The organism is Streptomyces sp. NPDC045778 (assembly GCF_056431945.1).
In genome coordinates this window covers 1-23,384 of record NZ_JBWKJZ010000031.1, presented here as the reverse complement: position 1 = coordinate 23,384, position 23,384 = coordinate 1, and the positions used below count along the sequence as shown (strand labels likewise).

Below are 23,384 nucleotides of genomic sequence, written 5' to 3'. Positions count from 1 at the left end.
ACGACCCCTGCGGCCATTCCGCCGCCCACTCTGCTGGCGACCCGCCACGACCTCTGCGGCCGTCCCGGACCCCTGCGGCCGTCCCGCCGTGAACTCCGCGGCCGTCCCGCCACAACCCCTGCGGCCGTCCCGCCACAACCCCCGCGGCCATCCCGCCACGAATCGATAACGGCCCCCGCCGAAACCGTACCCCTCCCTTTCTACGCGCGTTAGTGTGCGCCGAAATCCGCGCCGTTCCAGGTGCGTCGGGGAACGTTCGGAACGTAAGGGGTACGTCCTATGCGTCGACGTCGTCAGTTTCGCACCACCCGTCGAGCAACTATTTCCCGCGCGGCCGTGACGGTCGCCGCCCTCGCCCTCGTGGCCACCGCGTGCGGGGAGACCAGCAGCGACGCCGCCAAGGACGACGACGGCGGTGACAAGAAGAGCGGCGCGTACCAGGGCAAGGGCATCGGACTCGCGTACGACATCGGCGGGCAGGGCGACCAGTCCTTCAACGACGCGGCCCACAGCGGCTACGCGCGGGCCCGCAAGGACTTCAAGATCGGCGGCGTCGACATGGAGCCTGGCGACGGCGAGTCCAGCGCCGACAAGACCCAGCGCATCGAACAGCTCGCCCGCCAGGGCTACGACCCGGTGATCGGCGTCGGCTTCATCTACGCGCCCGCCATCCAGGAGGTCGCGAAGAAGTTCCCGGACACCACCTTCGGGATCGTCGACGACAACACCGTCAAGGCCGGCAACGTCGCCGATCTCGTCTTCCACGAGGAACAGGGCTCCTATCTCGCGGGAGTCGCCGCCGCGAAGACGACCAAGGCCGACCACGTCGGATTCATCGGCGGCGTCGACATTCCGATCATTCACAAATTCGAAGCCGGTTTCGTGCAAGGCGTGAAATCGGTGGACCCGAAGATCAAAATCGAGCGGCGGTATCTGACCGAGAAGCCGGAGGAGGGCGGGTTCGCCAGCCCCGACAAGGGCCAGGACGCCGCGAGCGGCCAGCTCGAAGCGGGCGCCGACGTGCTCTACCACGCGGCCGGGCTCTCCGGCCAGGGCGTGATCCAGGAGGCCGGGTCGCAGAAGAAGTGGGCGATCGGCGTCGACTCCGACCAGTACCGGCAGAAGGCCCTCGCCAAGTACAAGAAGTATGTCCTCGGTTCGGCCCTCAAGGACGTGGGCGGGGCGGTGTACGACCTGACGAAATCGGTCGTCCGCGGCAAGCCGCTGACCGGCACGCAGCGGTACGACCTCAAGTCGGGCCGGGTCGGGTTCTCCGACTCCAACCCGGCGTACCGGCGGATGAAGGACGTCGTCGCCGCGGTCGAGCAGGCGAAGAGGGACATCGTCAGCGGCAAGGTGAAGGTCAGGACCCGTCCCTGAGCCCCTTGAGTACGTGGCCGGAAGTGGGTGTCCCCTCTGCGGGCTGTGGGTGGCTGGTCGCGCAGTTCCCCGCGCTCCTTCGGGGCGCTGGGACCAGCCGCGTGTGCAGGTTCACGTCGTACGTATAACCCCCGTAGGCACGTCGTACGTATAACCCGTTGCGCCCCGGCGCATCCGCGCTGTCGCCCAGGTGTCACCCGCCCGACGCCCGGTGGCCACAGGTCGATAACGGACCGGACAGAAGGGTTCTTATGTCAGGTCTACGCGCGTTACGCTGCGGCGAAATCGCGCCGGGTGAGGCGCGCCTCACGTACGTCCTCGCGTACGCCTCCGTACGTTTCCGCAGCGTGTGCACGCGCAGCAGCGCACCCCCGCACGCGTGGCGGTCGTACCCGCGTATACGTCAGGTCGTTGTCCAAAGGAGTTCGTCCCTATGCGCCGGGTGTCCCGACTCGCGCTCGCGTCCGCCGCGACCGCTGCCTTCGCCGTCACCGTCTCCGCCTGTGGCGGCACCTCCAGCGACGCCGCCAAGAGCGAGGACGGCGGCAAGAAGAAGGGCGTCGCCATCGCCTACGACGTCGGCGGCGCCGGCGACCAGTCCTTCAACGACGCCGCCACGGCGGGCATGGACAAGGCCGCCGCGGACTTCAAGGTCGGCAAGAAGGCCGTGGAGCCCACCGACGGCGAGTCCGACGCCGACAAGATCCAGCGCCTCACCGAGCTGGCCAAGCAGGGCTACAACCCGGTCATCGGCGTCGGCTACGCGTACGCGCCGGCCATCAAGGAGGTCGCGGCCAAGAACCCGGACGTCACCTTCGGCATCGTCGACGACGCCACCATCAACGCCAAGAACGTCGCCGACCTGGTCTTCAACGAGGAGCAGTCCTCCTACCTGGCGGGCGTCGCCGCCGCCAAGGCCACCAAGTCCAAGACCGTCGGCTTCATCGGCGGCGTGGACAACCCGCTGATCCGCAAGTTCGAGGCGGGCTTCGTCCAGGGCGTCCAGGCCACCGACAAGTCGGTCAAGGTCAAGCGCCAGTTCCTCACCGAGAAGGCCGAGGACGGCGGCTTCTCCAGCCCGGACAAGGGCAAGGAGGCGGCCAGCGGCCAGATCGAGGGCGGCGCCGACGTGGTCTACCACGCCGCGGGCCTCTCCGGCCAGGGCGTCATCGAGGCCGCCGCCGCCAAGAAGGTCTGGGCGATCGGCGTCGACTCCGACCAGTACAAGCAGAAGGCCCTCGACAAGTACAAGAAGTACATCCTGACGTCGGCCACCAAGGACGTCGCCGGCGCGGTGTACAACCTGGTGAAGTCGGTTCAGGATGACAAGGCCGAGGGCGGCGTCGTCCGCGCCGACCTGAAGTCCGGCGGTGTCGGACTCGCCGACTCCAACCCGGAGTTCATGAAGATGAAGGACCTCCAGGCCGAGCTGAAGAAGGCCGAGCAGGGCATCACCAGCGGCAAGATCAAGGTCAACACGAAGCTCTGACCGAGCGGCGTCACGGCCGCGGAACGGGGTGTGGGCACCATGGACCGAGCGTCCGCCCGCGCCCCGTTCGCGCGGCCAGGCCTCAACCACCGGGAAACGTACCGCCGTCGGCGGGGCGCGGTGCCGTCTGAGGCGTGAAGCAGGGGCACACCGCGTGCGCGGCGCAGGCCCCTTTCCTTTAAGTCCCCGAGGAGAGTGCGCCATCGACGCGTCCACCACCCCTCCGCCCACCGCTCCCACGTGCGCGGTGGAGCTGTCCGGCATCACCAAGCGGTTCCCCGGCGTCGTCGCCAACCACGACATCCACCTCAGCGTCCGCAAGGGCACCGTCCACGCCCTCGTCGGCGAGAACGGCGCCGGCAAGTCGACCCTGATGAAGATCCTCTACGGCATGCAGAAGCCGGACGAGGGCACCATCGCCGTCGACGGCGAGCAGGTCGCCTTCGGCAGCCCGGCCGACGCCATCGCGCGCGGCATCGGCATGGTGCACCAGCACTTCATGCTCGCCGACCAGCTCACCGTCCTGGAGAACATCGTCCTCGGCAGCGAGAAGCTGTACGGCATCGGTGCCGGGGCCCGCCGCAAGGTCCTGGAGATCTCCGAGCGCTACGGCCTCGGCGTACGCCCGGACACCTACGTCGAGGACCTCGGCGTCGCCGACCGGCAGCGCGTGGAGATCCTCAAGGTCCTCTACCGGGGCGCCACCACGCTGATCCTCGACGAGCCGACCGCCGTGCTCGTGCCGCAGGAGGTCGACGCGCTCTTCGACAACCTGCGCGAGCTGAAGTCCGAGGGCCTGTCCGTCATCTTCATCTCGCACAAGCTGGGCGAGGTGCTCTCCGTGGCGGACGACATCACCGTCATCCGGCGCGGTACGACGGTGGGTACCGCGATCCCGTCCGAGACCACCCCGCGCCAGCTCGCCGAGCTGATGGTGGGCAGCGAGCTGCCGACGCCGGAGACCGCCGAGTCGACGGTCACCGACCGGCCGATGCTGGAGGTCGACGGGCTCAAGCTGCTCGCCGACGGCTCCGACCGGGCGCTGCTCGACGACATCTCCTTCACCATCCACGAGGGCGAGGTCCTCGGCATCGCCGGGGTCGAGGGCAACGGCCAGACCGAGCTGATCGACGCCCTCATCGGCCTCAAGCACGCCGACTCCGGAGCCGTGCGGCTCGCGGGCGAGGACATCACCGCCTGGGCGACGCGCAAGCGCCGCGAGGAGGGCGTCGGCTACATCCCCGAGGACCGCCACCGCCACGGGCTCCTCCTGGAGTCCCCGCTGTGGGAGAACCGCATCCTCGGCCACGTCACCGAGCGGCCCAACACGCGCGGTCGCGGGGGCTTCTGGCTCGACCCCAAGGGCGCCAGGGCCGACACCCGTCGCATCGTCGAGGAGTACGACGTCCGTACGCCCGGCATCGACGTCACCGCGGCCTCGCTGTCCGGCGGCAACCAGCAGAAGCTGATCGTCGGCCGCGAGATGAGCCACAAGCCGCGCTTCCTCATCGCCGCGCACCCCACGCGCGGCGTGGACGTCGGCGCGCAGGCGCAGATCTGGGACCAGATCCGCGAGGCCCGCCGCGAAGGCCTCGCCGTGCTCCTCATCTCCGCCGACCTGGACGAGCTGATCGGCCTGTCCGACACGCTCCGGGTGATCTACCGCGGGCGGCTCGTCGCGGACGCCGACCCGGCCTCGGTCACGCCGGAGGAGCTGGGCTCGGCCATGACCGGCGCGGCCTCCGGCCACCTGGAGCACGTGGAGGAGCCCGAGAACACCACGGACGCCGCGCCGGCGGCGGACGTAACGGAAGACGCCGGTCCGGAGGACGAGGCCCGATGAAGAAGTTCGACAAGGAGCGCGTGCTCCTCGCCCTCGCGGGCCCGGTCATCGCGCTCGTCGCGGCCATGGTGCTGACCTCGGTCGTGCTGGTCGCCTCTGGCAAGAGCCCGATCGAGCCGTACAGCCTGATGTTCGAGCAGGGCACCTACTCGGACATCCAGGTCCTGATCATCAACCAGGCCGGGATGTACTACCTGGCCGCGCTCGCGGTGGCCGTCGGCTTCCGCATGAACCTGTTCAACATCGGCGTGGACGGCCAGTACCGCCTCGCCGCGATGGTCACCGCGGTCGTCGGCGCGCACGTGTCGCTGCCCTCCGGACTCCAGATCCCGCTCCTGATCCTGGTGGCGATGCTCACCGGCGCCTTCTGGGCGGGCATCGCGGGTGTCCTGAAGACCACGCGGGGCGTCAGCGAGGTCGTCGCGACGATCATGCTCAACGCGATCGCGACGAGCGTCATCGGCTACCTCACGCTCGAGGAGAACTTCGGCGTCCCGGTCGGCAACAACCAGACCACCGGCGTCATGCACTCCTCCGGCTGGTTCCCCGGCATCGACATGGGCTCCTCCGGCGAGATCTACGGCTTCGTGGTCGTCGCCGTCCTCGCGGGCGTCCTGTACTGGCTCGTCCTCAACCGCACCCGCTTCGGCTTCGACCTGCGCGCTACCGGCGCCTCCGAGTCGGCCGCCGCCGCGTCCGGCGTCAACGCCAAGCGCATGATGCTCACCGCCATGCTGATCTCCGGCGCGGTCGCGGGCCTCGCGGGCATGCCGATCCTCCTCGGCGACGTGCACACCTACAGCCTGAGCTTCCCCACCGGACTCGGCTTCACCGGCATCACCATCGCGCTGCTCGGCCGCAACAACCCGGTCGGCATCGCCTTCGCCGCACTGCTCATCGCGTTCCTCGACAAGGCGTCCCCGGCGCTTGACTACAAGGGGTACGACAAGGAGATCGCGGTCATCATGCAGGGCCTGATCGTGATCGCCGTCGTGGTCTCGTACGAGGCCGTGCGCCGCTGGGGGCTGCGCCGCCAGCAGCAGCGCGTCGGTGAGGAACTCGCCGCGGCCGCTCGCGCGGCACGCTCCAACGACTCCGTGAAGGAGGTGGCCGCGCGATGAGCACCGCCACCGTCACCAAGGCCGCGCCCGCGAAGGCAGCGCCTGGCCGCCGCCGCATCTCGCTCCCCGTCCTGCTGCTCATCATCGCGGGCGTGCTCGTCCTGACCTCGGTCGTGCGGATGGTCACGGACGCCCACGGCATCACCTCCACCGGGCAGATGTCCGGCGCCCTGCGCCTGGCCGTGCCGATCGGACTCGCGGGCCTCGGCGGCCTGTGGGCCGAGCGCGCGGGCGTGGTCAACATCGGCCTCGAAGGCATGCTGATCCTCGGCACCTGGTTCGGCGCCTGGGCGGGTTACCAGTGGGGCCCGTGGGTCGGCATCGTCTTCGGCGTCCTCGGCGGGGCGATCGGCGGCCTGCTGCACGCGATCGTCACGGTCACGTTCAACGTCAACCACATCGTGTCCGGCGTGGCGATCAACATCCTCGCCCTCGGCACCACCCGCTACCTGTCGACGTACGCCTTCGAGGGCACGGACGGCGGCACCTCCAAGCAGTCGCCGGGCGTGGACTCGCTCGGCAAGTTCTCCGTGCCGGGCCTGTCGGACTGGCTGGTGGACCTCAACCAGAAGCACTGGTTCCTGGTCTCCGACCTCGCGGGCCTGCTCGGCGGGCTGCTCACCGACGTCTCGCCGCTGACGCTCATCGCCGTCGCGATGGTGCCGCTGAGCTGGTTCATCCTGTGGCGGACCGCGTTCGGCCTGCGCCTGCGCTCCTGCGGTGAGAACCCGGTCGCCGCGGAGTCCCTCGGCGTCAACGTCTACAAGTACAAGTACCTGGCGGTCATGATCTCCGGCGGCCTCGCCGGGCTCGGCGGCGCCTTCCTGTCCCTGGTGGCCTCCAACATCTATCTGGAGGGCCAGACCGGCGGCCGCGGCTACATCGGCCTCGCCGCGATGATCTTCGGCAACTGGATGCCGGGCGGACTGGCCATCGGCGCGGGCCTGTTCGGTTACACCGACAGCCTGAAGCTGCGGGGCGGCGGCACGAATGTCCACGCGCTGCTCCTGCTGATCGCCATCCTTCTGGTCATCGGTGCGATCTACCTGGTGTGGCGCAAGCGCTACGTCCCCGCGGCGATCACCGCGGTGATCTCGGCGCTGATGTTCGCCTGGTACGGCCTCACCGACGAGGTGCCGAACCAGGTCGTGACGGCCACGCCGTACGTCGTGACGCTGCTGGTCCTGTCGCTCTCGGCCCAGCGCCTGCGGATGCCGAAGGCGAACGGCCTGCCGTACCGGAAGGGACAAGGGAAGTGACCACCGCTGCCGACTGGGAGGCCCTGCGGGACGCCGCGCGGGAGGCCATGTCCCGCGCGTACGCGCCCTACTCGGGCTTCCCCGTCGGCGCGGCGGCCCTGGCCGACGACGGCCGCACGGTCACCGGCTGCAACGTGGAGAACGCCTCGTACGGCCTCGGCCTGTGCGCCGAGTGCGGCCTGGTCTCGCAGCTCCAGCTCACCGGCGGCGGCCGTCTGACCCACTTCACGTGCGTGGACGGCAAGGGCGACATCCTCATGCCGTGCGGCCGCTGCCGCCAGCTCCTGTACGAGTTCGGCGGCCCTGGGCTGCTGCTGGAGACGGCGTCGGGCATCCGCACCCTCGGCGAGATGCTGCCGGACGCCTTCGGACCCGAGAACCTGAACTGAGCAAGGCCCCCGCCGTCGGCGGGGGCCTTTCCTCAACTCCTTTCTCTATGCGCGTAGAGTCCCGTCTACGCACGACTGTCACTGCCGGAAGGAATGCCATGGACGTCATCTCCGTCATCCGTACGAAGCGGGACCGGGGCGAGCTGAGCGACGAGCAGATCGACTGGGTCATCGACGCGTACACGCGCGGTGCCGTCGCCGACGAGCAGATGTCGGCCCTGGCCATGGCCATCCTGCTCAACGGCATGAACCGCGCCGAGATCGCCCGCTGGACGGCGGCGATGATCGCCTCCGGCGAGCGCATGGACTTCTCCTCGCTGTCGCGCCCCACCGCCGACAAGCACTCCACCGGCGGCGTCGGCGACAAGATCACGCTGCCGCTCGCCCCGCTGGTCGCCGCGTGCGGCGCGGCCGTGCCGCAGCTGTCCGGGCGCGGCCTCGGCCACACCGGCGGCACCCTGGACAAGCTGGAGGCGATCCCCGGCTGGCGCGCCCTGCTCTCCAACGAGGAGATGCTGAACGTCCTCGACGGCGTCGGCTCGGTGATCTGCGCGGCGGGCGACGGGCTTGCCCCCGCCGACAAGAAGCTGTACGCGCTCCGCGACGTGACGGGCACGGTCGAGGCGATCCCGCTGATCGCCTCCTCCATCATGTCGAAGAAGATCGCGGAGGGGACGGGCTCGCTCGTCCTGGACGTGAAGGTCGGCACCGGCGCGTTCATGAAGACGATCGAGGACGCGCGTGAACTGGCCTCCACGATGGTCGGCCTGGGCACCGACCACGGCGTGCGCACGGTCGCGCTCCTGACGGACATGTCCACGCCCCTCGGCCTCACGGCGGGCAACGCGCTCGAAGTCCGCGAGTCCGTCGAGGTCCTGGCGGGCGGCGGCCCGGCCGACGTCGTGGAGCTGACCCTCGCGCTCGCCCGTGAGATGCTCGACGCGGCGGGCCTGCCGGACGCCGACCCGGCGAAGGCCCTCGCCGACGGCTCCGCCATGGACGTCTGGCGCCGCATGATCGCCGCGCAGGGCGGCGACCCCGACGCGCAGTTGCCGGTGGCGCGCGAGACCCATGTCGTGACCGCGCCGTCCTCCGGCGTCCTGACCCGCCTCGACGCGTACGACGTCGGCGTCGCGGCCTGGCGCCTCGGCGCGGGCCGGGCCCGCAAGGAGGACCCGGTGCAGGCCGGGGCCGGCGTCGAACTCCACGCCAAGCCGGGCACCACGGTGACCGCGGGCCAGCCCCTGCTCACCCTCCACACGGACACCCCCGAGCGCTTCGCGTACGCGCTGAAGTCCCTGGAGGGCGCGTACGACATCGCCCCCGAGGGCACGGCGTTCACGGCGAAGCCGATCGTCCTGGAACGCGTGGGCTGACCCCTCGCGGGGCGCCCCGGGCCCGCCCCCTTGTCGCGCTGAGGCGCGGAGCGCCGATACGGGGTCCGGGGCGGAGCCCCGGTTTCGGGAAGGGGCGGGGTGGGGGAGAGAAGCGCACCGATGAGTTCGCCCCACCCCGCCGGTCCCTCCTACGTGGCAACCTCTGCGAACCTCATCGTCATCACCGGCCCCGTCCGCCAGGACGACGTTCCGGCGCTGTGCGCCGAGTTGCACCAGCGCGCGGGGGACGGGCACACCGAAGTGGTGTGCGACCTGCGCGGCGTCACCACCGCGGACCTGGCCACCGTCGAGGCCGTGGCCAGGCTGCGGCTCGCCGCCCGCAGGGCGGGCGTGGGGCTGCGCCTGCGCGGTCCCACCCCGGCCCTGTGGGCGCTGCTGCGCCTCGTCGGCCTCGCGGAGCTATGCGTCGAGGTGGAGGGGCACCCCGAACAGCGGGAACCACCGCTCGGTGTCGAGGAAGCAGTGGAATCCGGCGACCCGGCCCGCTGACAGCTCGATGACCTGGATCGCCCAGGGCATGAACCCGCCGTTCTCCGGGTCGGGCTTGTACTGCGCGAACGCGGGGGTGCCGTTCGCCTCCACCGGGATCAGCCGGGAGTTCGCGCACGCCGCGCCCATCGTCGACATGAAGCCGGTGATGTCCTGCGGCCCGCGCAGCCACAGGTCGAACGGCGGCATCGTCATGACGGCGTCCTCGTGCAGCAGGGCGGTGAGCGCCGCCATGTCATAGCCCTCGAAGGCCTTCACATAGCGGTCGAGGAGCCTCTGCTGCTCCTCGTCCAGCGGGTCGGAGGTCGCGGTGTCGTCGGCGGGGCGCTCGGCGAGGGTGGCGCGGGCCCGCTGCAACGCGCTGTTCACCGAGGCGACCGTCGTGCCGAGCAGCTCGGCGACCTCGCCGGCCTTCCAGGCGAGCACCTCGCGCAGGATGAGCACCGCCCGCTGCTTGGCGGGCAGTTGCTGGAGGGCGGCGATGAAGGCGAGCCGCACGGACTCCTTGGCGACGGCGGCCTCCTCGGGGCCGCTGACGGCGGGCAGCACGCGGGCGTCCGGTATCGGCTCCAGCCAGACGTTGTCCGCGCGGGGGGTGAGGGCGGCCTGGGCCAGCGGTGTGGACGCGGTCAGGTCCATGGGGCGGGCGCGGCGGTTGCCCGCGTTCAGCATGTCCAGGCAGACGTTCGTCGCGATGCGGTACAGCCAGGAGCGCAGGCTCGAGCGGCCCTCGAACTTCTCATAGCTGCGCCAGGCGCGGACCATCGTGTCCTGCACGGCGTCCTCGGCCTCGAAGGCCGAGCCCAGCATGCGATAGCAGTACCCCGTCAGCTCGACGCGGTGCTTCTCCAGGCTCGCGTCCAGCTCGGTGGTCGCTCCAACGGTCCGGCTCATCCCAACCCACCCCTGTGCCTCTGCCTCGCCGGCGCGGACGCCCCAGCACATCGGAAGCTACCGCAGCCCACTGACAACGGCCTCCGGAGCGGCGAAAACGGCAGATCACGGGGTTGTCCGCGCTATGGGCGCACGCCTTTCGGCACCCGCCCGCGCCCCGCCCCCGGCGTCGTCAGCAGGCGCGCGCCACCGGTGCCACACGCCGCGCCGCCCGCGTCCCGAACAGCGTGATCCCCACGACGCCGACCACCGCGAGCACGCCGAGCGCCACGGTCCCGGCCCAGCCGCCGGAGTGGAAGGCGATCGCGCCGAGCGTGCCGCCCGCGCTGCTGCCCACGTAGTACGCGGACTGGTAGAGCGCGGACGCCTGCGCCCGGCCCCGCGTGGCCGTGCGGCTCACCGACGAGGACGCCACGGCGTGGCCCGCGAAGAAGCCCGCCGTGATCAGGACGAGGCCGAGCAGCACGAGGAGGAGGTTGGAGGCGAGGGAGAGCAGCAGGCCCGCGGCCGTCGTGCTCGCGGCCAGGTACAGCGCGCCGCGCCGGCCGAGCCGCGCGACCAGCTTCCCGGCCGCCGCCGACGAGACCGTACCGACGAGGTAGACGAGGAAGATCGAGCCGATGACGCCCTGCGGCAGCGAGAACGGCGCCTCGGTGAGGCGGTAGCCGATCACCGTGTAGACCGCGCCGAACACCGTCATGAACAGCGCGCCGATCGCGTACAGACGGCACAGCAGCGGGTTCGACAGATGCGAACGCACCGTGCGCCCCAGGGCCTTCGGGCTGAGCGTGCCCGGCGTGAAGTGGCGCGGCGCGGGCAGCAGCGCCCGGAAGGCGAGCGCGCACAGGACCGCGACGGCGCCGACCACGGCGAGCGCCCAGCGCCAGCCCCAGGCCTGCGCGACCCAGCCGGTGACGATGCGGCCGCTCATGCCGCCGATGGAGTTGCCCGCCACGAACATGCCGATCGCGGCGACCAGGGCCTTGGGCCGCACCTCCTCGGCGAGGTAGGCCATCGCGGAGGCGGGCAGACCGGCGAGCGCCGCGCCCTGCACCGCGCGCAGCGCGATCAGCGCGCCCACCGAAGGGGCGAGCGGCACGAGCAGGCCGACCACGACGGCGACGGCCAGCGAGGCCGTCATCAGGGTGCGGCGGCCGTACCGCTCCGACAGGGCGCTCAGCGGCAGGACGAACAGGGCGAGCGCGCCGGTCGCGGCGGACACCGTCCAGCTCGCGGTGGACGCGCTCACGCCCAAGTCGGCCGAGATCAGGGGGAGAAGCGCCTGCGTGGAGTACAGCAGGGCGAAAGTGGCGACGCCCGCGAGGAAGAGCGCGAAGCTCATGCGGCGGTAACCAGGGCCTCCGGGTGCCATGCGGGAGTCGCGCGCGGTGGTGGAGTCGGGAGCGGGGGACGACGGGGTGAGGGCGACCGCGTGGGTGGCGGACGCCCCGCTACTGGCAGGAGGCATGTCACGAACGTAGGACCGTGGCGGTTCATGCGTCCAATGCATGAACCGGCCATAATCCATCCCATGCAGCATCAGCACAGCTCACAGGCTCGACTGTCGCAGAACAGTGACACAGAGGACACAGATCACATCGTGCGGCTGCTCGCCCCTCGTCTCGCGTACTTCGCCGGGGTCGCCCGCACCGAGCACGTCACGCGCGCCGCGCAGGAACTCCAGGTCCCGCAGTCCACGCTGTCGCGCGCGCTCGTGCGGCTCGAACGGGACCTCGGCGTCGACCTGTTCGCGCGCCACGGGCGCACGGTGTCGCTGACCCCCGCGGGCCGCACCTTCCTCGGCTCGGTCGAGCGGGCGCTCGCCGAGGTCGGCAGGGCCGCCGAGTCCGTGCGCGCCGACGCGGACCCGGCCTCGGGCAAGGTCGCGTTCGGCTTCCTGCACACCATGGGCTCGGAGACGGTGCCCGGGCTCATCCGGGCCTTCCGGGCCGACCACCCGCGCGTGCGGTTCAGCCTCGTCCAGAACTACGGCGAGGCCATGATCGAGCGGCTGCGCGCCGGGGAGCTGGACCTGTGCCTGACCTCGCCGGTGCCCGACGCCCCCGACCTGGTCGCCCGCCGCCTGGACGAACAGCGCCTGCGGCTCGTGGTCCCCGACGACCACCGGCTCGCCGGGCGCAAGCGGGTGCGCCTCGCGGAGGCCGCCGACGAGGCCTTCGTGACCCTGGAGCCGGGGTACGGCCTCAGGCGGATCACCGACGCGCTGTGCGCCGATGCCGGGTTCAAGCCCCGGATCGCCTTCGAGGGGGAGGAGGCGGAGACCCTGCGGGGCCTGGTGGCCGCCGGGCTCGGCGTGGCGCTGCTCCCGCCGCCCGCCGTGGCCAGGCCGGGGGTGGTGGAGCTGAGCGTCACCGGGCAGCGGGCGGTCCGCGAGATCGGCGTGGCGTGGCTGGACGGGCACCCCGACACCGCGCCGGTGGCGGCGTTCAAGCGGTTCCTGCTCAGCAGGAGGGGCCAACTGCTCCCCAGGTGACGGGGCGCGCGTACGCGCCGGGCGGAATTCCCCGATCGCCAGGATATGGATAGGACTTGCCAGTAGGACGAGTTGCACATGCTGCAACCAAACGTGGTTTCACTGGCAGTTCGGACAGTTTTATCGATCCAGGTATTGCTTCACACCAGTCACACTGGTCTAGGCTTTGATCGATCATCGTTCGATGGGTCTTCAACTTCCTTTGCGGCCATGCCCGTTGGGGGAGTGTGGCCAGGCGTGAGACAAGCGAGGCATACATGGCAAAGAACGACAGATCCCTGGGTCGTAGATCCCTCCTGACCGGTGCCGCCGCCGTCGCCGGCGGGGCGGCCGTCAGCTCGGCCCTGCCCGCGACCGCCCAGGCCGCGCCGCGCGCGGCCACCGCCACGGCGGCGGAGGCCGCCGCCGCGACGCCCGACTACATCACCGTCGGCCCCAGCGACCCGCGCTTCCCCGACCTGATCCGCGGCACCAACCAGCGCTGGGTCGCCAAGCCCGACTACGTCCGCCTGGTCACCACCACCGCCCAGGCCGTGCGCGCCGTGCAGGACGCCGTCACCGCCGGCAAGCGGCTGACCGTCCGCAGCGGCGGCCACTGCTACGAGGACTTCGTCTTCAACAAGGACGTCCAGGTCGTCATCGACATGTCGGGGATGTCCCAGGTCTACTACGACAGCGCCAAGAACGCCTTCGCCGTCGAGGGCGGCGCCTCCAACCTCCAGATCTACGAGACGCTCTACAAGCTGTACGGCGTCTCGATCCCGGCCGGCTCCTGTGCCTCCGTCGGCGCGGGCGGCCACATATCCGGCGGTGGCTACGGCCTGCTCTCCCGCCTGCACGGCCTGACCGTCGACCACCTCTACGGCGTCGAGGTCGTCACGGTGGACAAGAACGGCACCGCCAAGGCCGTCGTCGCCACCCGCGACTCCACCGACGCCAATCTCAAGGACCTCTGGTGGGCCCACACCGGAGGTGGCGGCGGCAACTTCGGCCTGATCACCCGCTACTGGCTGCGCTCACCCGGCGCCACCGGCACGGACCCCTCCAAGCTCCTGCCGAAGCCCCCGTCCGAGGTCTTCGTGCACGCCACCGCCGTCAAGTGGGCGGACCTGACCGAGGCGTCCTTCACCCGCCTGCTCCAGAACTGGGGCACCTGGCACGAGCAGAACAGCGCGCCCGACTCCAAGTACAACTCGCTCTTCGGCCTCCTGAAGCTGAACCAGAAGGCCGGCGCCAACTCCGAGATCGCCCTGCTCACGCAGATGGACGCCACGGTCCCCGACGCCCAGGCCCTCCTGGACGACTACCTGGCCGCGGTCTTCGCCGGCGTGGGCGCCACCCGCCGGGCCATGACCCAGCGCGCGGGCGAGCACGCGGCCATGCCGCAGTTCGCCAAGCCGCGCACGCTGCCCTGGTACATCGCCACCGACTACCTCAGCGGCGGCAACCCCACGCTGTACGGCAAGTACAAGTCGGCGTACGCCCGCAAGGGCTTCTCCACCACGCAGATCAAGGCGATGTACAAGCACCTGACGCGCACCGACTACAGCAACGGTGACGCGCTGGTCCAGATCGACTCGTACGGCGGCCGCATCAACGCCGTCAAGCCCGGCGACACCGCCGTGCCGCAGCGCGACTCGGTCCTCAAGCTCCAGTACCAGACCTACTGGACGAACCCGGCCGACGAGGCCAAGCACGTGGCCTGGATCCGCGAGTTCTACAAGGACGTGTACGCGGAGACCGGCGGCGTCCCGGTGCCCGGCGACATCAACGACGGCTGCTACGTCAACTACCCCGACAAGGACCTCGGCGACTCCGCCTGGAACACCTCGTCGACCGCGTGGAACAGCCTGTACTACAAGGACAACTACGCCCGCCTCCAGAAGGCGAAGGCGGCCTGGGACCCGAAGGACATCTTCCGCCACGCCCAGTCGGTCCGCCTGCCGTAAGGCCGCAATTCCCCGCGCCTCCAAGGGAGCGCCCCGAAGGGGCGCGGGGAACTGCGCGGCCAGCCACAGAGCATCCGCAGCCGACAAGGAACGGCTCAGCCCCGCGACGCCCCGAAGCCGGAGGCGAGAGGCATCCGTAACCCGATGGGCGGCGGAGCCGCGAGCGCGTCCTCAAGGGGCCGGGCGTACGGGTACCCGTACAACGACCCCTGGACGAAGTTGGAGGCGAGCGCCAGCACCTCACTCCGGTGCTGGCCGAGCCGGTGCCCGTCCGAGTGGACCTCGAACCGGCACACGTCCCGGTTCGCCTTCTTCGCCCGCTCCGCGAGCCGGAACGACAGCTCGGGGTCGGTCCGCTCGTCGTTCGTGCCGTGCACGATCAGCACCTGCCGCCCCGCCAGCTGCTTCACCGGTTCGGGCGGCGCCGCCACGTCGTCCTCCGGCAGCCACGGGGCGAGCGCGAGCACGGACTGCACGGCGCTGTGACCGGCCGTGCGCAGCGCCGCGCGGCCGCCCATGTCGACCCCGGCGAGGCACACGGGCACGTCGCCGTAGCGGCGCACCACCTCGTCGGCCGCCCACTCGGCGTCCCGGGCGAGCTGCGCCTCGGCGCCGTTCCACCCGCTCACGCGGTAGTGCACGACGTGCGCCGCGAGCCCGTCGCCGCGCCCGGCGCGAGCGAGCCGCCGCCCCAGAGGCCGCACGGCCGACGCGGCCAGGAACGACGGCTTGCGGGCCGACGCCGCGTGGCCGCCCGGCAGGAGCAGCACCACCGCGGTCACCGTCGAGGGGCGCCGGCCGATCACCCGACCGAGCCCGGCCGTACGCTCCGGTCGCGATGTCTCTTGCTGAGCCATGGCAGAACAGTGTCAGAAGTCCGTGTGGATGCCACCCGTCCGCCTGGTCACTGTTACGTATCGACCAGTGAGATCTACGCGCGTAGGCGTTAGAGTGCGGAAATGACGAGCCAGATCAGGAAGATCACTGAAGGAAGCGGTCACACGGGCCGTGGCACCGCCCCGGGAGTCCCGGACTCCGAGCAGATCCGCCGCGCCCCCAAGGTCCTGCTCCACGACCACCTCGACGGCGGCCTGCGCCCCGGCACCATCGTCGACCTCGCCCGCGAGAGCGGCTACGAGGGCCTCCCCGAGACCGACCCCGACAAGCTCGGCGTCTGGTTCCGCGAGGCCGCCGACTCCGGCTCCCTCGAGCGGTACCTGGAGACGTTCGCGCACACCTGCGCCGTCATGCAGACCAAGGACGCCCTCAAGCGCGTCGCCGCCGAGTGCGCCGAGGACCTGGCCGAGGACGGCGTCGTCTACGCCGAGGTGCGCTACGCCCCCGAGCAGCACCTGGAGGCCGGGCTCACCCTCGAAGAGGTCGTCGAGGCCGTCAACGAGGGCTTCCGCGAGGGCGAGCGCCGCGCCCGGGCGAACGGCCACCGCATCCGCGTGGGCGCCCTGCTCACCGCCATGCGGCACGCGGCCCGCGCCCTGGAGATCGCCGAACTCGCCAACCGCTACCGCGACTCGGGCGTGGCCGGCTTCGACATCGCGGGCGCGGAGGCGGGCTTCCCTCCCACCCGCCACCTCGACGCCTTCGAATACCTGAAGCGCGAGAACAACCACTTCACCATCCACGCCGGTGAGGCCTTCGGCCTGCCCTCCATCTGGCAGGCCCTCCAGTGGTGCGGCGCCGACCGCCTCGGCCACGGCGTCCGCATCATCGACGACATCAAGGTCGCCGACGACGGCACCGTGCAGCTCGGCCGCCTCGCCTCGTACGTGCGCGACAAGCGCATCCCGCTGGAGCTGTGCCCCAGCTCGAACCTCCAGACCGGCGCCGCCAGCTCGTACGCCGAGCACCCGATCGGGCTGCTGCGCAGGCTGCACTTCCGGGCGACCGTCAACACCGACAACCGCCTGATGTCCGGCACCAGCATGAGCCGCGAGTTCGAGCACCTGGTCGGCACCTTCGGCTACACGCTCGACGACATGCAGTGGTTCACCGTCAATGCCATGAAGTCGGCGTTCATTCCTTTCGACGAACGCCTCGCGATGATCAATGACGTCATCAAGCCCGGCTATGCGGAGCTGAAGTCCGAATGGCTGTTCCGTCAGACCGCTTCCACCAGCGGATCCGTCGACAGCTAAGCGGATTTTGTACGTCAACGAAGCGGCCGGGATTACCCACTCCCGGCCGCTTTCGGCTGTTTGCGGCCCCAGCTTGAGGGTGTTTAACGTCGAGGACCGCTCAACGCCCCCGTAGCAAGGACGCATTGAACATGAAGCAGTCTGCCGTCAAGACCCTCGGTGTCGCCGCGCTCGGTGCCGCCTTCGCCGCCGTCGGCGCGGGCGCCGCGCACGCGGACGCGGCCGCCGTCCCCAACCCCTCCGCCGCCCTGGAGACCGTCACCTCGACGCTGCCGCTCGACCAGGCCGCGAGCACGCTGCCCGCCGGCGCGCCCGAGTCCCTCGCCGCCGGGCAGACCGCTCTCGCCACCGGCCTCGGCACCACCGAGACCGCCGTGGACCCCCTCCTCGCCAGCCTCTCCACGAAGACCCTGGAGAGCGCCGCGAGCGCCGCCACCGAGCCCGGTGACGACGAGGGCGAGGACGGCGGCAAGGCCGCCACGCCGCGCAAGGCCGCGCCGAAGTCCGACGGCTCCGACGACAAGGGCAAGTCCGGCGACGCCGTGGGCGGGCTCCTCGGCGGACTGCCCACCGGCGAGATGCAGACCCAGGGACTGCCGACGCAGGGCCTGGGCCTGCCGCTCTGACGGCCGCCGTACACGACTGACGGGGCGCACCTCCGGGGGTGCGCCCCGTCGTCGTGCGCGGGCGCGGGGGATCACCAGGCCGTCTTGGCCTTGCTGCCCTCCTTCGGCAGCAGGATCCACAGGGCGATGTACAGCAGGAACTGGGGGCCGGGCAGCAGACAGGACAGGACGAAGATCACGCGCATCGTCGTCGCCGACATTCCGAAGCGGCGGGCGAGGGCAGCGCACACTCCGCCGATCATGCGGCCGTCGGTGGGGCGGGCAAGGGCGGTCATGGTGGCTCCTTCAGGGACCGTGGTCGGGTCGTCGCTCGGGCCCCGGCTCTCCGTGGCCTCGATGACTCCACCGTAGGGGCGGCGGACCGGGCGCGGCATCGGGCTACGGAGCGATCCCGACCCTGGGAATCTTCGGGGTCGCCCCCTGAGGGGCCTCCTCGCGCGCCCGGCGCGCCCGGGGCCGCGCGGAGCGCCGGCGCAGCCGGGCCCGGGCCGCGGGCACCACGGCGAGGTGGGCGAGCGCCACGCCCACGGTGTTCAGCAGCAGCGAGTCCACGTCCACGACCTGCCCCGGCACACCGGTCTGCAACAGCTCGATGCCGAGCGAGAGCAGGGCGCCCACCGCGACCGTCCGGGCGAGCGAGGCCAGCGGCGACACGACGAGCCGGCCACCCACCAGCGGCAGCAGCACCCCCAGCGGCGCCAGCAGCAGCAGCGCGCCGCCGATCTGCCGCGCCGCCTGTTCGGGGCCGCGCTCCAGGTCCGCTCTGATACCGGCCAGCGGCTCCAGATTCGCCGCGCTCACCCAGGGCACGTCCAGTGGCCGCAGCGTGATCCACGCGACGACCAGGAGATGCGCGACGAGGAGGACCCCTCCCGCCGCGCGCAAGCGAATGGCGGCACAGCGCCCGCCCGAGCCTTGACGCACGCTCCCCAAGACGCGCCGGGCGGCGGGATCGGTTCCGCGCGAGTAATAACGGGCGGGCGCACGGCACATCGGGCCCGTACGAAGGCCGCTCAGGACTCCAGCGGACGCGACGGCGGCGGCACCGTGCCGGGCCGGTCACGGGCCTCCGGCGTGCATTCGTAGCGCCGCAGCTGCGTGCCCGCGGGGCCGCCCAGGATGACGGAGCCGCCGTCGGACGCGGCGCTGTCGGCGTACGTGCACACCAGCTGCGCGAGCGCGGCCGTCGGCAGCTCCTGGGGCTGCCTGCTGAGCCGCAGGGACTCGTTCGGGTCCGCGGGCCGCGGGCCGGTGACCGTGATGCCCCGGCGCAGCTCCGTCGCGTACCCGGCCTGCCGCTCGTCCTCGGAGGGCGGAGTGGACAGCTCGTTCAGGAGGGCCTGCGCGATGCGCGCGCGGTCCGTGCCCGTCCGGTCCGTCGGGATGCGCACCGTACGGTCGACGGCGACGAGCCGGCCCGCGCAGAGCAGGAAGATCTGCACGGGCACGCCGGTCGCCTCGTCCCGTGCCGAGATCCCGGAGGCCGCCGCGCCGCACGGCACCCGCGAGGGCGCGGCGCCGAAGTCGGTGGGCACCTCGGTGGAGCGGATGCCGCAGCCGGTGAGCACGGTGGCGAGCGCGGCGGTGGCGAGCGCGGCGCGCAGCCGTCGCCTGGTCATGTCTCTTCCTTGCCTTCCTCGCAGCGGTCCGCGGCCTGCCCGGCCCCGTCCTGCGCCGCCCGCTCCGGCTCCGGCTCCGCCGTCAGCGGCGAGGCGTCGCGCGGCAGGCGCAGCGTGAACACCGCGCCCCCCGCGGGCGAGTTCGCGGCCGTGATCTCGCCGCCGTGGATGTGCGCGTTCTCAAGGGCGATGGACAGGCCGAGGCCGCTGCCCTCCGAGCGCGGCCGGGACGCGCTGGCCTTGTAGAAGCGGTCGAAGACGTGCGGCAGCACGTCCTCGGGGATGCCCGGGCCGCCGTCCTTCACGGAGATGACCAGGCTGTCGCCGTCGAGGCGCACCGACACCTTCACCGGGGAGCCGCCGTGCTTGAGCGCGTTGCCGATGAGATTCGCCAGGATCACGTCCAGGCGGCGCGGGTCCAGGCGGGCCATGGTGCCGCGCTCGGCGTCCAGGTCCACGGCGTCCAGCCAGGCGCGGGCGTCGATGCACGCCGTGATCTGGTCGGCGATGTCGACGTCGTCGAGGACCAGCCGCGCGGTGCCCGCGTCGAAGCGGGTCACCTCCATCAGGTTCTCCACCAGGTCGTTCAGGCGCCGGGTCTCGCTGACCACGAGCCGGACCGCGGGCTCGATCATGGGATCGACGCTGCCCGTCTCGGCGTCCAGCTCCTCCTCCAGGACCTCCGTCACCGCCGTGATCGCGGTCAGCGGCGTACGCAGCTCGTGCGACATGTCCGCCACGAACCGCCGGCTCGCCTCGTCGCGGGCGCTCATGTCCGCGACCTTCTTCTCCAGGTTCTCCGCCGTGCGGTTGAACGTACGCGACAGATCCGCGAGTTCGTCCGTGCCCGAGACCCTGAGCCGCGTGTCCAGCTTGCCCTCGCCCAGGCGGCGCGCGGCGACGCCGAGGCGGTGCACCGGCTTCAGGACGGTCGTCGCGGCCGCCTGCGCGAGCAGCGCGGAGCCGACGAGCGCGAGCGCCGTGGCGATCGCGAGGGACCAGCCGAGCGAGCTGAGGTCCTTCGCCTCCGGTTCGAGGGACTTGAGCATGTAGCCGGTCGGCCCGCCCCCGACGATCTTCGTGCCGCCGACGAGGTACGGGGTGCCGTGCTCGACGGTCCGCTGCCAGTACAGGTGGTACGGGCTCTTGTTGCCGTCGGTGAGCCGCTGCTCCCTCTTGACGGCGTCGCGCAGGGCCTTCGGCACCTTGGCGAGCGTGAACGCGTCCAGGTCGGAGTAGCCGTAGACCATCTCGCCCCGGTCGTTCTTGCCGACCAGAAGCACGCTGTAGCGCTGGCTGCTCTTGGCCATCTGCCCGGCCGCGGCCTGGAGCGCGTCCTGCGTCGGGTTCGGCGGCAGCGCGCCCGCGCGGGTCTGCATCTGCTGCCGGAAGTCCTTCAGGGCGGCGTCCTGTGCCCGGGTCAGGACGGCCTCGCGGTTCAGCCAGTACGCGATGCCGGACGCGGACACCGCCGCCGTCAGGGCCACCAGGGCGAAGACGACGACGAGCCGCAGGCGCAGACTCGTGAAGCGCAGGCCGGACCAGATCGCCTTGCGGGCCGCGGGCAGACCGCGGAGCTTGTCGTGCGGTGGAGTCACTGAGGCGTGTCCAGCCGGTAGCCCACGCCCCGCACCGTACGGATCAGCGTCGGCGAGGACGGCACGTCCTCGACCTTGGCGCGCAGCCGCTGCACGCAGGCGTCCACGAGCCGGGAGTCGCCCAGGTAGTCGTGCTCCCACACCAGGCGCAGGAGCTGCTGGCGGGAGAGGGCCTGGCCGGGGCGGCGGCTCAGCTCCAGGAGCAGGCGCAGCTCGGTGGGCGTCAGCTGGAGGTCCTCGCCGTTCTTCGTCACCGTCATCGCCGCGCGGTCGATCACGAGGGAACCGAACGTCGCCGCGTCGTTCGCCTCGCGCTCGCCGCGGCGGAGCACCGCCCGGATCCGGGCGTCGAGCACGCGCCCCTGCACGGGCTTGACCACGTAGTCATCGGCGCCCGACTCAAGACCCACGACCACGTCGATGTCGTCGCTGCGCGCGGTAAGCAGGATGATCGGCAGCTGGTCGGTGCGCCGGATGCGACGGCACACCTCGAAGCCGTCGATGCCGGGCAGCATCACGTCCAGCACGATCAGGTCCGGCCGCTGCTCGCTCAGGAGCTTCAGGCCGTCCTCGCCGGTGGCAGCAGTGGCCACCCGGTGGCCCTGGCGCGTCAGTGAGAGCTCCAGGGCCGTCCGGATGGCGTCGTCGTCCTCGATCAGCAACAGGGAAGGCACGAACGTCATTCTGTCCCATGGCGCGGGCCCAGTTCGACTGTTGGCGGGCGTCTCACACCGCACCCACACGAGCGAACGCCGCAGCTGATCTTGAACAGGGCCAGGTGGACCCCTGTGACAGGCCTGTGACAGTCGGGGGACACCGCCATGAAGTCGCTCCGGCAGAGTTTTGGCACACGGAAATCCCAGACTCCACGACGGGGGGCGCGAGATGAACACGCTGCACAGCACCAGCTCGAGCGCAGTTGTCACGCGTCTGCACGACCTGGGGCGGAGTTCTGAGAAGCACGAGAAGTCCGGTGCCGTGAGCGGGCGGGGGTGCGCTCGCGGCACCGGGCGTCAGCACACCGGAGCTGCGAAGCCGGGCCGCCAGGCCTACATGACGGTGGTTGACGCGCTCAAGGGCGCCGCCGACGGCGGAGCCCACGGGGGAGCCGCGTACAGGGAGGAATCGGGGGAGCAGGCGTCCCGGTCGGAAGTCGAATTCACCGCTTACGTCCAGGAGCGCCGCGCCTCCCTGTACGCCACCGCCTACCACCTGACCGGTGACCGCTTCGAGGCCGAGGACCTGTTGCAGAGCGCCTTGTTCTCGACGTACCGCGCCTGGGACAGGATCAGCGACAAGGCCGCCGTCGGCGGTTATCTGCGGCGCACCATGACGAACCTGCACATCAGTGCCTGGCGCCGCCGCAAGCTCAACGAGTACCCGACCGAGGAACTGCCGGAGACCGTCGGCGACACGGACGCGATGCGCGGCACCGAGCTGCGCGCCGTCCTGTGGCAGGCGCTCGCCCGGCTCCCCGAGCTTCAGCGCACCATGCTGGTCCTGCGCTACTACGAGGGCCGCACGGACCCGGAGATCGCGGACATCCTCGACATCAGTGTCGGCACGGTGAAGTCCAGCATCTGGCGCTCCCTGCGCCGGCTGCGCGAGGACGAGGTCCTCAGCTTCGGCCGTGACCAGGAGGAGTCCTTCGGCGAGTTGGTCGCCTGAAGGATTGCAGGGGGGAATCGGGGGAGAGCACGGGGGGCCGCCGCTCCTAGGGGGGAAGCGGCGGAGCGGGGATCACGGGGGATCCACGGGGGAAACACTGCGGGACCGGAAGGCCGGGGGGTCTTTCCGGTCCCGCGCTTTTTGCGCCTGAGCCGACGCCGCTCTCGCGGACCAAATTGCTCGCCGCGGGGGTTGCTCAATTGATGGTCGCGGTCTTCTTCGCCTTGACATGCCGCCCAGCGGCGGCGGCGGCCACGCGGCCCAGCGCCTCCTCCTTGCCGCAGGCGTGGGCGCCGAGCGCGGTCTGGCGGGCCACGATGGCACGTTCGGCGCGCATCAGGCGCCAGCCGCGGCGCAGCAGGAACGGCACGGACTTGCGGCCCTCGCGCAGATCGCGGAGGAGCCGGCGCCGGAACGTCGTCGACGGCCGGCCGCGCAGACAGATCGCGTCCGCGAGGACGCCGAGGTCCCGGCAGCGGTCCACGATGTCCGCGGCGAAGATGCCCTCGGCGATGAACAGCGGCGTGCGCTCGATGTCGAGCGCCTCCTCGCCGACGCGCGCGCTCGTCGCGATGTCGTACACCGGCACGCGGGTACGGCCCGTGCGGCACAGCTCCTCGATCGCGGCGACCGCGACGTCCGCGTCCCAGGACCGGGGCGAGTCCCAATCGATGTCCGTGCTGCCCTCGACGAGCGGCAGCGAGGGGTCGGTGCCCTCCTTGTAGAAGTCGTCGAGGCACAGGACGGGCAGGCCGCTGCGGGTGGCGAACGACGACTTACCGGAGCCTGACGGGCCGGTGAGCAGGACGACGCGCGTAGGTATCGGAGGATGGGAACCCAATTCTATGAACCTTCTCACCTGCGGTTTTGCCGACCAGTCGGACATTTGCGTCGTACTTGACCCTGCTGGATGCCGCTCGGTCCTGGTGGGGTTTGTGGGGGGGGGGGGGGGGGGGGGGGGAAAACAAAAAAAAAAAAAAAAAAAAAAAAAAAAAGGGGGGGGGGGGGCTGGTCCC

At 71.2% G+C, this 23,384-nt stretch carries 22 protein-coding genes; 13 read left to right on the top strand and 9 right to left on the bottom strand.

Annotated features, from left to right (window positions below):
* Positions 1-279 precede the first annotated feature (279 nt).
* The 8 genes from AC07GB_RS31045 (at position 280) to AC07GB_RS31010 (ending at position 9,367) form a co-directional block, all read left to right on the top strand.
* Positions 280-1,380: a BMP family lipoprotein gene (locus AC07GB_RS31045; protein ID WP_478851240.1), complete on the top strand. Its 1,101-nt coding sequence runs from the start codon at positions 280-282 to the stop codon at positions 1,378-1,380.
* A gap of 433 nt (positions 1,381-1,813) precedes the next feature.
* On the top strand, positions 1,814-2,869 hold the full coding sequence (locus AC07GB_RS31040; protein WP_478851238.1) for a BMP family lipoprotein: 1,056 nt from the start codon (positions 1,814-1,816) through the stop codon (positions 2,867-2,869).
* Positions 2,870-3,071: 202 nt separating this feature from the next.
* The gene (locus tag AC07GB_RS31035; RefSeq protein ID WP_478851391.1) at positions 3,072-4,712 is read left to right on the top strand and encodes an ABC transporter ATP-binding protein; all 1,641 of its coding nucleotides are present in this window, start codon (positions 3,072-3,074) and stop codon (positions 4,710-4,712) included.
* A complete protein-coding gene (locus AC07GB_RS31030) occupies positions 4,709-5,833 on the top strand; it encodes an ABC transporter permease (RefSeq protein ID WP_478851236.1) in 1,125 nt (374 codons plus the stop codon). Before AC07GB_RS31035 ends, AC07GB_RS31030 begins: the two co-directional genes overlap by 4 nt.
* Positions 5,830-7,092, top strand: coding sequence for an ABC transporter permease (locus tag AC07GB_RS31025; protein ID WP_478851234.1), 1,263 nt, complete (start codon positions 5,830-5,832; stop codon positions 7,090-7,092). The genes AC07GB_RS31030 and AC07GB_RS31025 overlap by 4 nt, the downstream gene beginning before the upstream one ends.
* Positions 7,089-7,481, top strand: a complete 393-nt coding sequence (locus tag AC07GB_RS31020; protein ID WP_478851232.1) for a cytidine deaminase — start codon at positions 7,089-7,091, stop codon at positions 7,479-7,481. The genes AC07GB_RS31025 and AC07GB_RS31020 overlap by 4 nt, the downstream gene beginning before the upstream one ends.
* A gap of 98 nt (positions 7,482-7,579) precedes the next feature.
* A complete protein-coding gene (locus AC07GB_RS31015) occupies positions 7,580-8,857 on the top strand; it encodes a thymidine phosphorylase (protein WP_478851230.1) in 1,278 nt (425 codons plus the stop codon).
* 120 nt (positions 8,858-8,977) lie between these two features.
* Positions 8,978-9,367 (top strand): STAS domain-containing protein, encoded by a 390-nt coding sequence (locus AC07GB_RS31010; RefSeq protein WP_478851228.1) that lies wholly within the window; start codon positions 8,978-8,980, stop codon positions 9,365-9,367.
* Here AC07GB_RS31010 and AC07GB_RS31005 read toward each other — a convergent pair.
* Both AC07GB_RS31005 and AC07GB_RS31000 read right to left on the bottom strand, forming a co-directional pair.
* A complete protein-coding gene (locus tag AC07GB_RS31005) occupies positions 9,278-10,261 on the bottom strand; it encodes a sigma-70 family RNA polymerase sigma factor (protein ID WP_478851226.1) in 984 nt (327 codons plus the stop codon). The genes AC07GB_RS31010 and AC07GB_RS31005 overlap by 90 nt on opposite strands.
* Positions 10,262-10,433: 172 nt before the next feature.
* The gene (locus AC07GB_RS31000) at positions 10,434-11,729 is read right to left on the bottom strand and encodes an MFS transporter (RefSeq protein WP_478851224.1); all 1,296 of its coding nucleotides are present in this window, start codon (positions 11,727-11,729) and stop codon (positions 10,434-10,436) included.
* A gap of 63 nt (positions 11,730-11,792) precedes the next feature.
* Here AC07GB_RS31000 and AC07GB_RS30995 point away from each other — a divergent pair, with 63 nt between their 5' ends.
* Both AC07GB_RS30995 and AC07GB_RS30990 read left to right on the top strand, forming a co-directional pair.
* A complete protein-coding gene (locus AC07GB_RS30995) occupies positions 11,793-12,755 on the top strand; it encodes a LysR family transcriptional regulator (RefSeq protein WP_478851222.1) in 963 nt (320 codons plus the stop codon).
* Positions 12,756-13,012: 257 nt separating this feature from the next.
* Positions 13,013-14,704, top strand: a complete 1,692-nt coding sequence (locus AC07GB_RS30990) for an FAD-binding oxidoreductase (RefSeq protein ID WP_478851220.1) — start codon at positions 13,013-13,015, stop codon at positions 14,702-14,704.
* 95 nt (positions 14,705-14,799) lie between these two features.
* Here the strand turns inward: AC07GB_RS30990 and AC07GB_RS30985 are convergent, their stop codons facing one another.
* Complete coding sequence (locus tag AC07GB_RS30985) at positions 14,800-15,561, bottom strand: alpha/beta hydrolase (protein WP_478851219.1); 762 nt, start codon at positions 15,559-15,561, stop codon at positions 14,800-14,802.
* Positions 15,562-15,663: 102 nt separating this feature from the next.
* Here AC07GB_RS30985 and AC07GB_RS30980 point away from each other — a divergent pair, with 102 nt between their 5' ends.
* On the top strand, positions 15,664-16,857 hold the full coding sequence (locus tag AC07GB_RS30980; protein ID WP_478851217.1) for an adenosine deaminase: 1,194 nt from the start codon (positions 15,664-15,666) through the stop codon (positions 16,855-16,857).
* A 131-nt stretch (positions 16,858-16,988) separates the two neighbouring features.
* Positions 16,989-17,483, top strand: a complete 495-nt coding sequence (locus AC07GB_RS30975) for an ATP-binding protein (RefSeq protein WP_478851215.1) — start codon at positions 16,989-16,991, stop codon at positions 17,481-17,483.
* A 71-nt stretch (positions 17,484-17,554) separates the two neighbouring features.
* Here the strand turns inward: AC07GB_RS30975 and AC07GB_RS30970 are convergent, their stop codons facing one another.
* The 5 genes from AC07GB_RS30970 to afsQ1 all read right to left on the bottom strand — a co-directional run bounded on the left by AC07GB_RS30970 (position 17,555) and on the right by afsQ1 (position 21,374).
* Complete coding sequence (locus tag AC07GB_RS30970; protein WP_478851213.1) at positions 17,555-17,758, bottom strand: PspC domain-containing protein; 204 nt, start codon at positions 17,756-17,758, stop codon at positions 17,555-17,557.
* Positions 17,759-17,861: 103 nt separating this feature from the next.
* On the bottom strand, positions 17,862-18,416 hold the full coding sequence (locus AC07GB_RS30965; protein WP_478851211.1) for a VanZ family protein: 555 nt from the start codon (positions 18,414-18,416) through the stop codon (positions 17,862-17,864).
* Positions 18,417-18,496: 80 nt separating this feature from the next.
* Positions 18,497-19,102, bottom strand: a complete 606-nt coding sequence (locus AC07GB_RS30960; protein WP_478851209.1) for a hypothetical protein — start codon at positions 19,100-19,102, stop codon at positions 18,497-18,499.
* Positions 19,099-20,700 carry an ATP-binding protein gene (locus AC07GB_RS30955; RefSeq protein WP_478851207.1) on the bottom strand — a complete coding sequence of 534 codons (1,602 nt, stop codon included), beginning with the start codon at positions 20,698-20,700 and terminating at the stop codon, positions 19,099-19,101. The genes AC07GB_RS30960 and AC07GB_RS30955 overlap by 4 nt, the downstream gene beginning before the upstream one ends.
* Entirely contained in the window at positions 20,697-21,374 is a 678-nt protein-coding gene (gene afsQ1 / locus AC07GB_RS30950; RefSeq protein WP_030562528.1) for a two-component system response regulator AfsQ1, read from the bottom strand. Before afsQ1 ends, AC07GB_RS30955 begins: the two co-directional genes overlap by 4 nt.
* A 211-nt stretch (positions 21,375-21,585) precedes the next feature.
* Here afsQ1 and AC07GB_RS30945 point away from each other — a divergent pair, with 211 nt between their 5' ends.
* Entirely contained in the window at positions 21,586-22,368 is a 783-nt protein-coding gene (locus AC07GB_RS30945) for a SigE family RNA polymerase sigma factor (RefSeq protein WP_478851205.1), read from the top strand.
* A 196-nt stretch (positions 22,369-22,564) separates the two neighbouring features.
* Here the strand turns inward: AC07GB_RS30945 and AC07GB_RS30940 are convergent, their stop codons facing one another.
* The gene (locus AC07GB_RS30940; protein ID WP_478851203.1) at positions 22,565-23,254 is read right to left on the bottom strand and encodes a uridine kinase family protein; all 690 of its coding nucleotides are present in this window, start codon (positions 23,252-23,254) and stop codon (positions 22,565-22,567) included.
* Positions 23,255-23,384: the final 130 nt, after the last annotated feature.

Coding starts and splice junctions, on each gene's coding strand:
- AC07GB_RS31045 (WP_478851240.1), top strand. CDS start 280: ATGCGTCGACGTCGTCAGTTTCGCACCACCCGTCGAGCAACTATTTCC.
- AC07GB_RS31040 (WP_478851238.1), top strand. CDS start 1,814: ATGCGCCGGGTGTCCCGACTCGCGCTCGCGTCCGCCGCGACCGCTGCC.
- AC07GB_RS31030 (WP_478851236.1), top strand. CDS start 4,709: ATGAAGAAGTTCGACAAGGAGCGCGTGCTCCTCGCCCTCGCGGGCCCG.
- AC07GB_RS31025 (WP_478851234.1), top strand. CDS start 5,830: ATGAGCACCGCCACCGTCACCAAGGCCGCGCCCGCGAAGGCAGCGCCT.
- AC07GB_RS31015 (WP_478851230.1), top strand. CDS start 7,580: ATGGACGTCATCTCCGTCATCCGTACGAAGCGGGACCGGGGCGAGCTG.
- AC07GB_RS31010 (WP_478851228.1), top strand. CDS start 8,978: ATGAGTTCGCCCCACCCCGCCGGTCCCTCCTACGTGGCAACCTCTGCG.
- AC07GB_RS31005 (WP_478851226.1), bottom strand. CDS start 10,261: ATGAGCCGGACCGTTGGAGCGACCACCGAGCTGGACGCGAGCCTGGAG.
- AC07GB_RS31000 (WP_478851224.1), bottom strand. CDS start 11,729: ATGCCTCCTGCCAGTAGCGGGGCGTCCGCCACCCACGCGGTCGCCCTC.
- AC07GB_RS30995 (WP_478851222.1), top strand. CDS start 11,793: ATGCAGCATCAGCACAGCTCACAGGCTCGACTGTCGCAGAACAGTGAC.
- AC07GB_RS30990 (WP_478851220.1), top strand. CDS start 13,013: ATGGCAAAGAACGACAGATCCCTGGGTCGTAGATCCCTCCTGACCGGT.
- AC07GB_RS30985 (WP_478851219.1), bottom strand. CDS start 15,561: ATGGCTCAGCAAGAGACATCGCGACCGGAGCGTACGGCCGGGCTCGGT.
- AC07GB_RS30980 (WP_478851217.1), top strand. CDS start 15,664: ATGACGAGCCAGATCAGGAAGATCACTGAAGGAAGCGGTCACACGGGC.
- AC07GB_RS30975 (WP_478851215.1), top strand. CDS start 16,989: ATGAAGCAGTCTGCCGTCAAGACCCTCGGTGTCGCCGCGCTCGGTGCC.
- AC07GB_RS30970 (WP_478851213.1), bottom strand. CDS start 17,758: ATGACCGCCCTTGCCCGCCCCACCGACGGCCGCATGATCGGCGGAGTG.
- AC07GB_RS30960 (WP_478851209.1), bottom strand. CDS start 19,102: ATGACCAGGCGACGGCTGCGCGCCGCGCTCGCCACCGCCGCGCTCGCC.
- AC07GB_RS30945 (WP_478851205.1), top strand. CDS start 21,586: ATGAACACGCTGCACAGCACCAGCTCGAGCGCAGTTGTCACGCGTCTG.
- AC07GB_RS30940 (WP_478851203.1), bottom strand. CDS start 23,254: ATGTCCGACTGGTCGGCAAAACCGCAGGTGAGAAGGTTCATAGAATTG.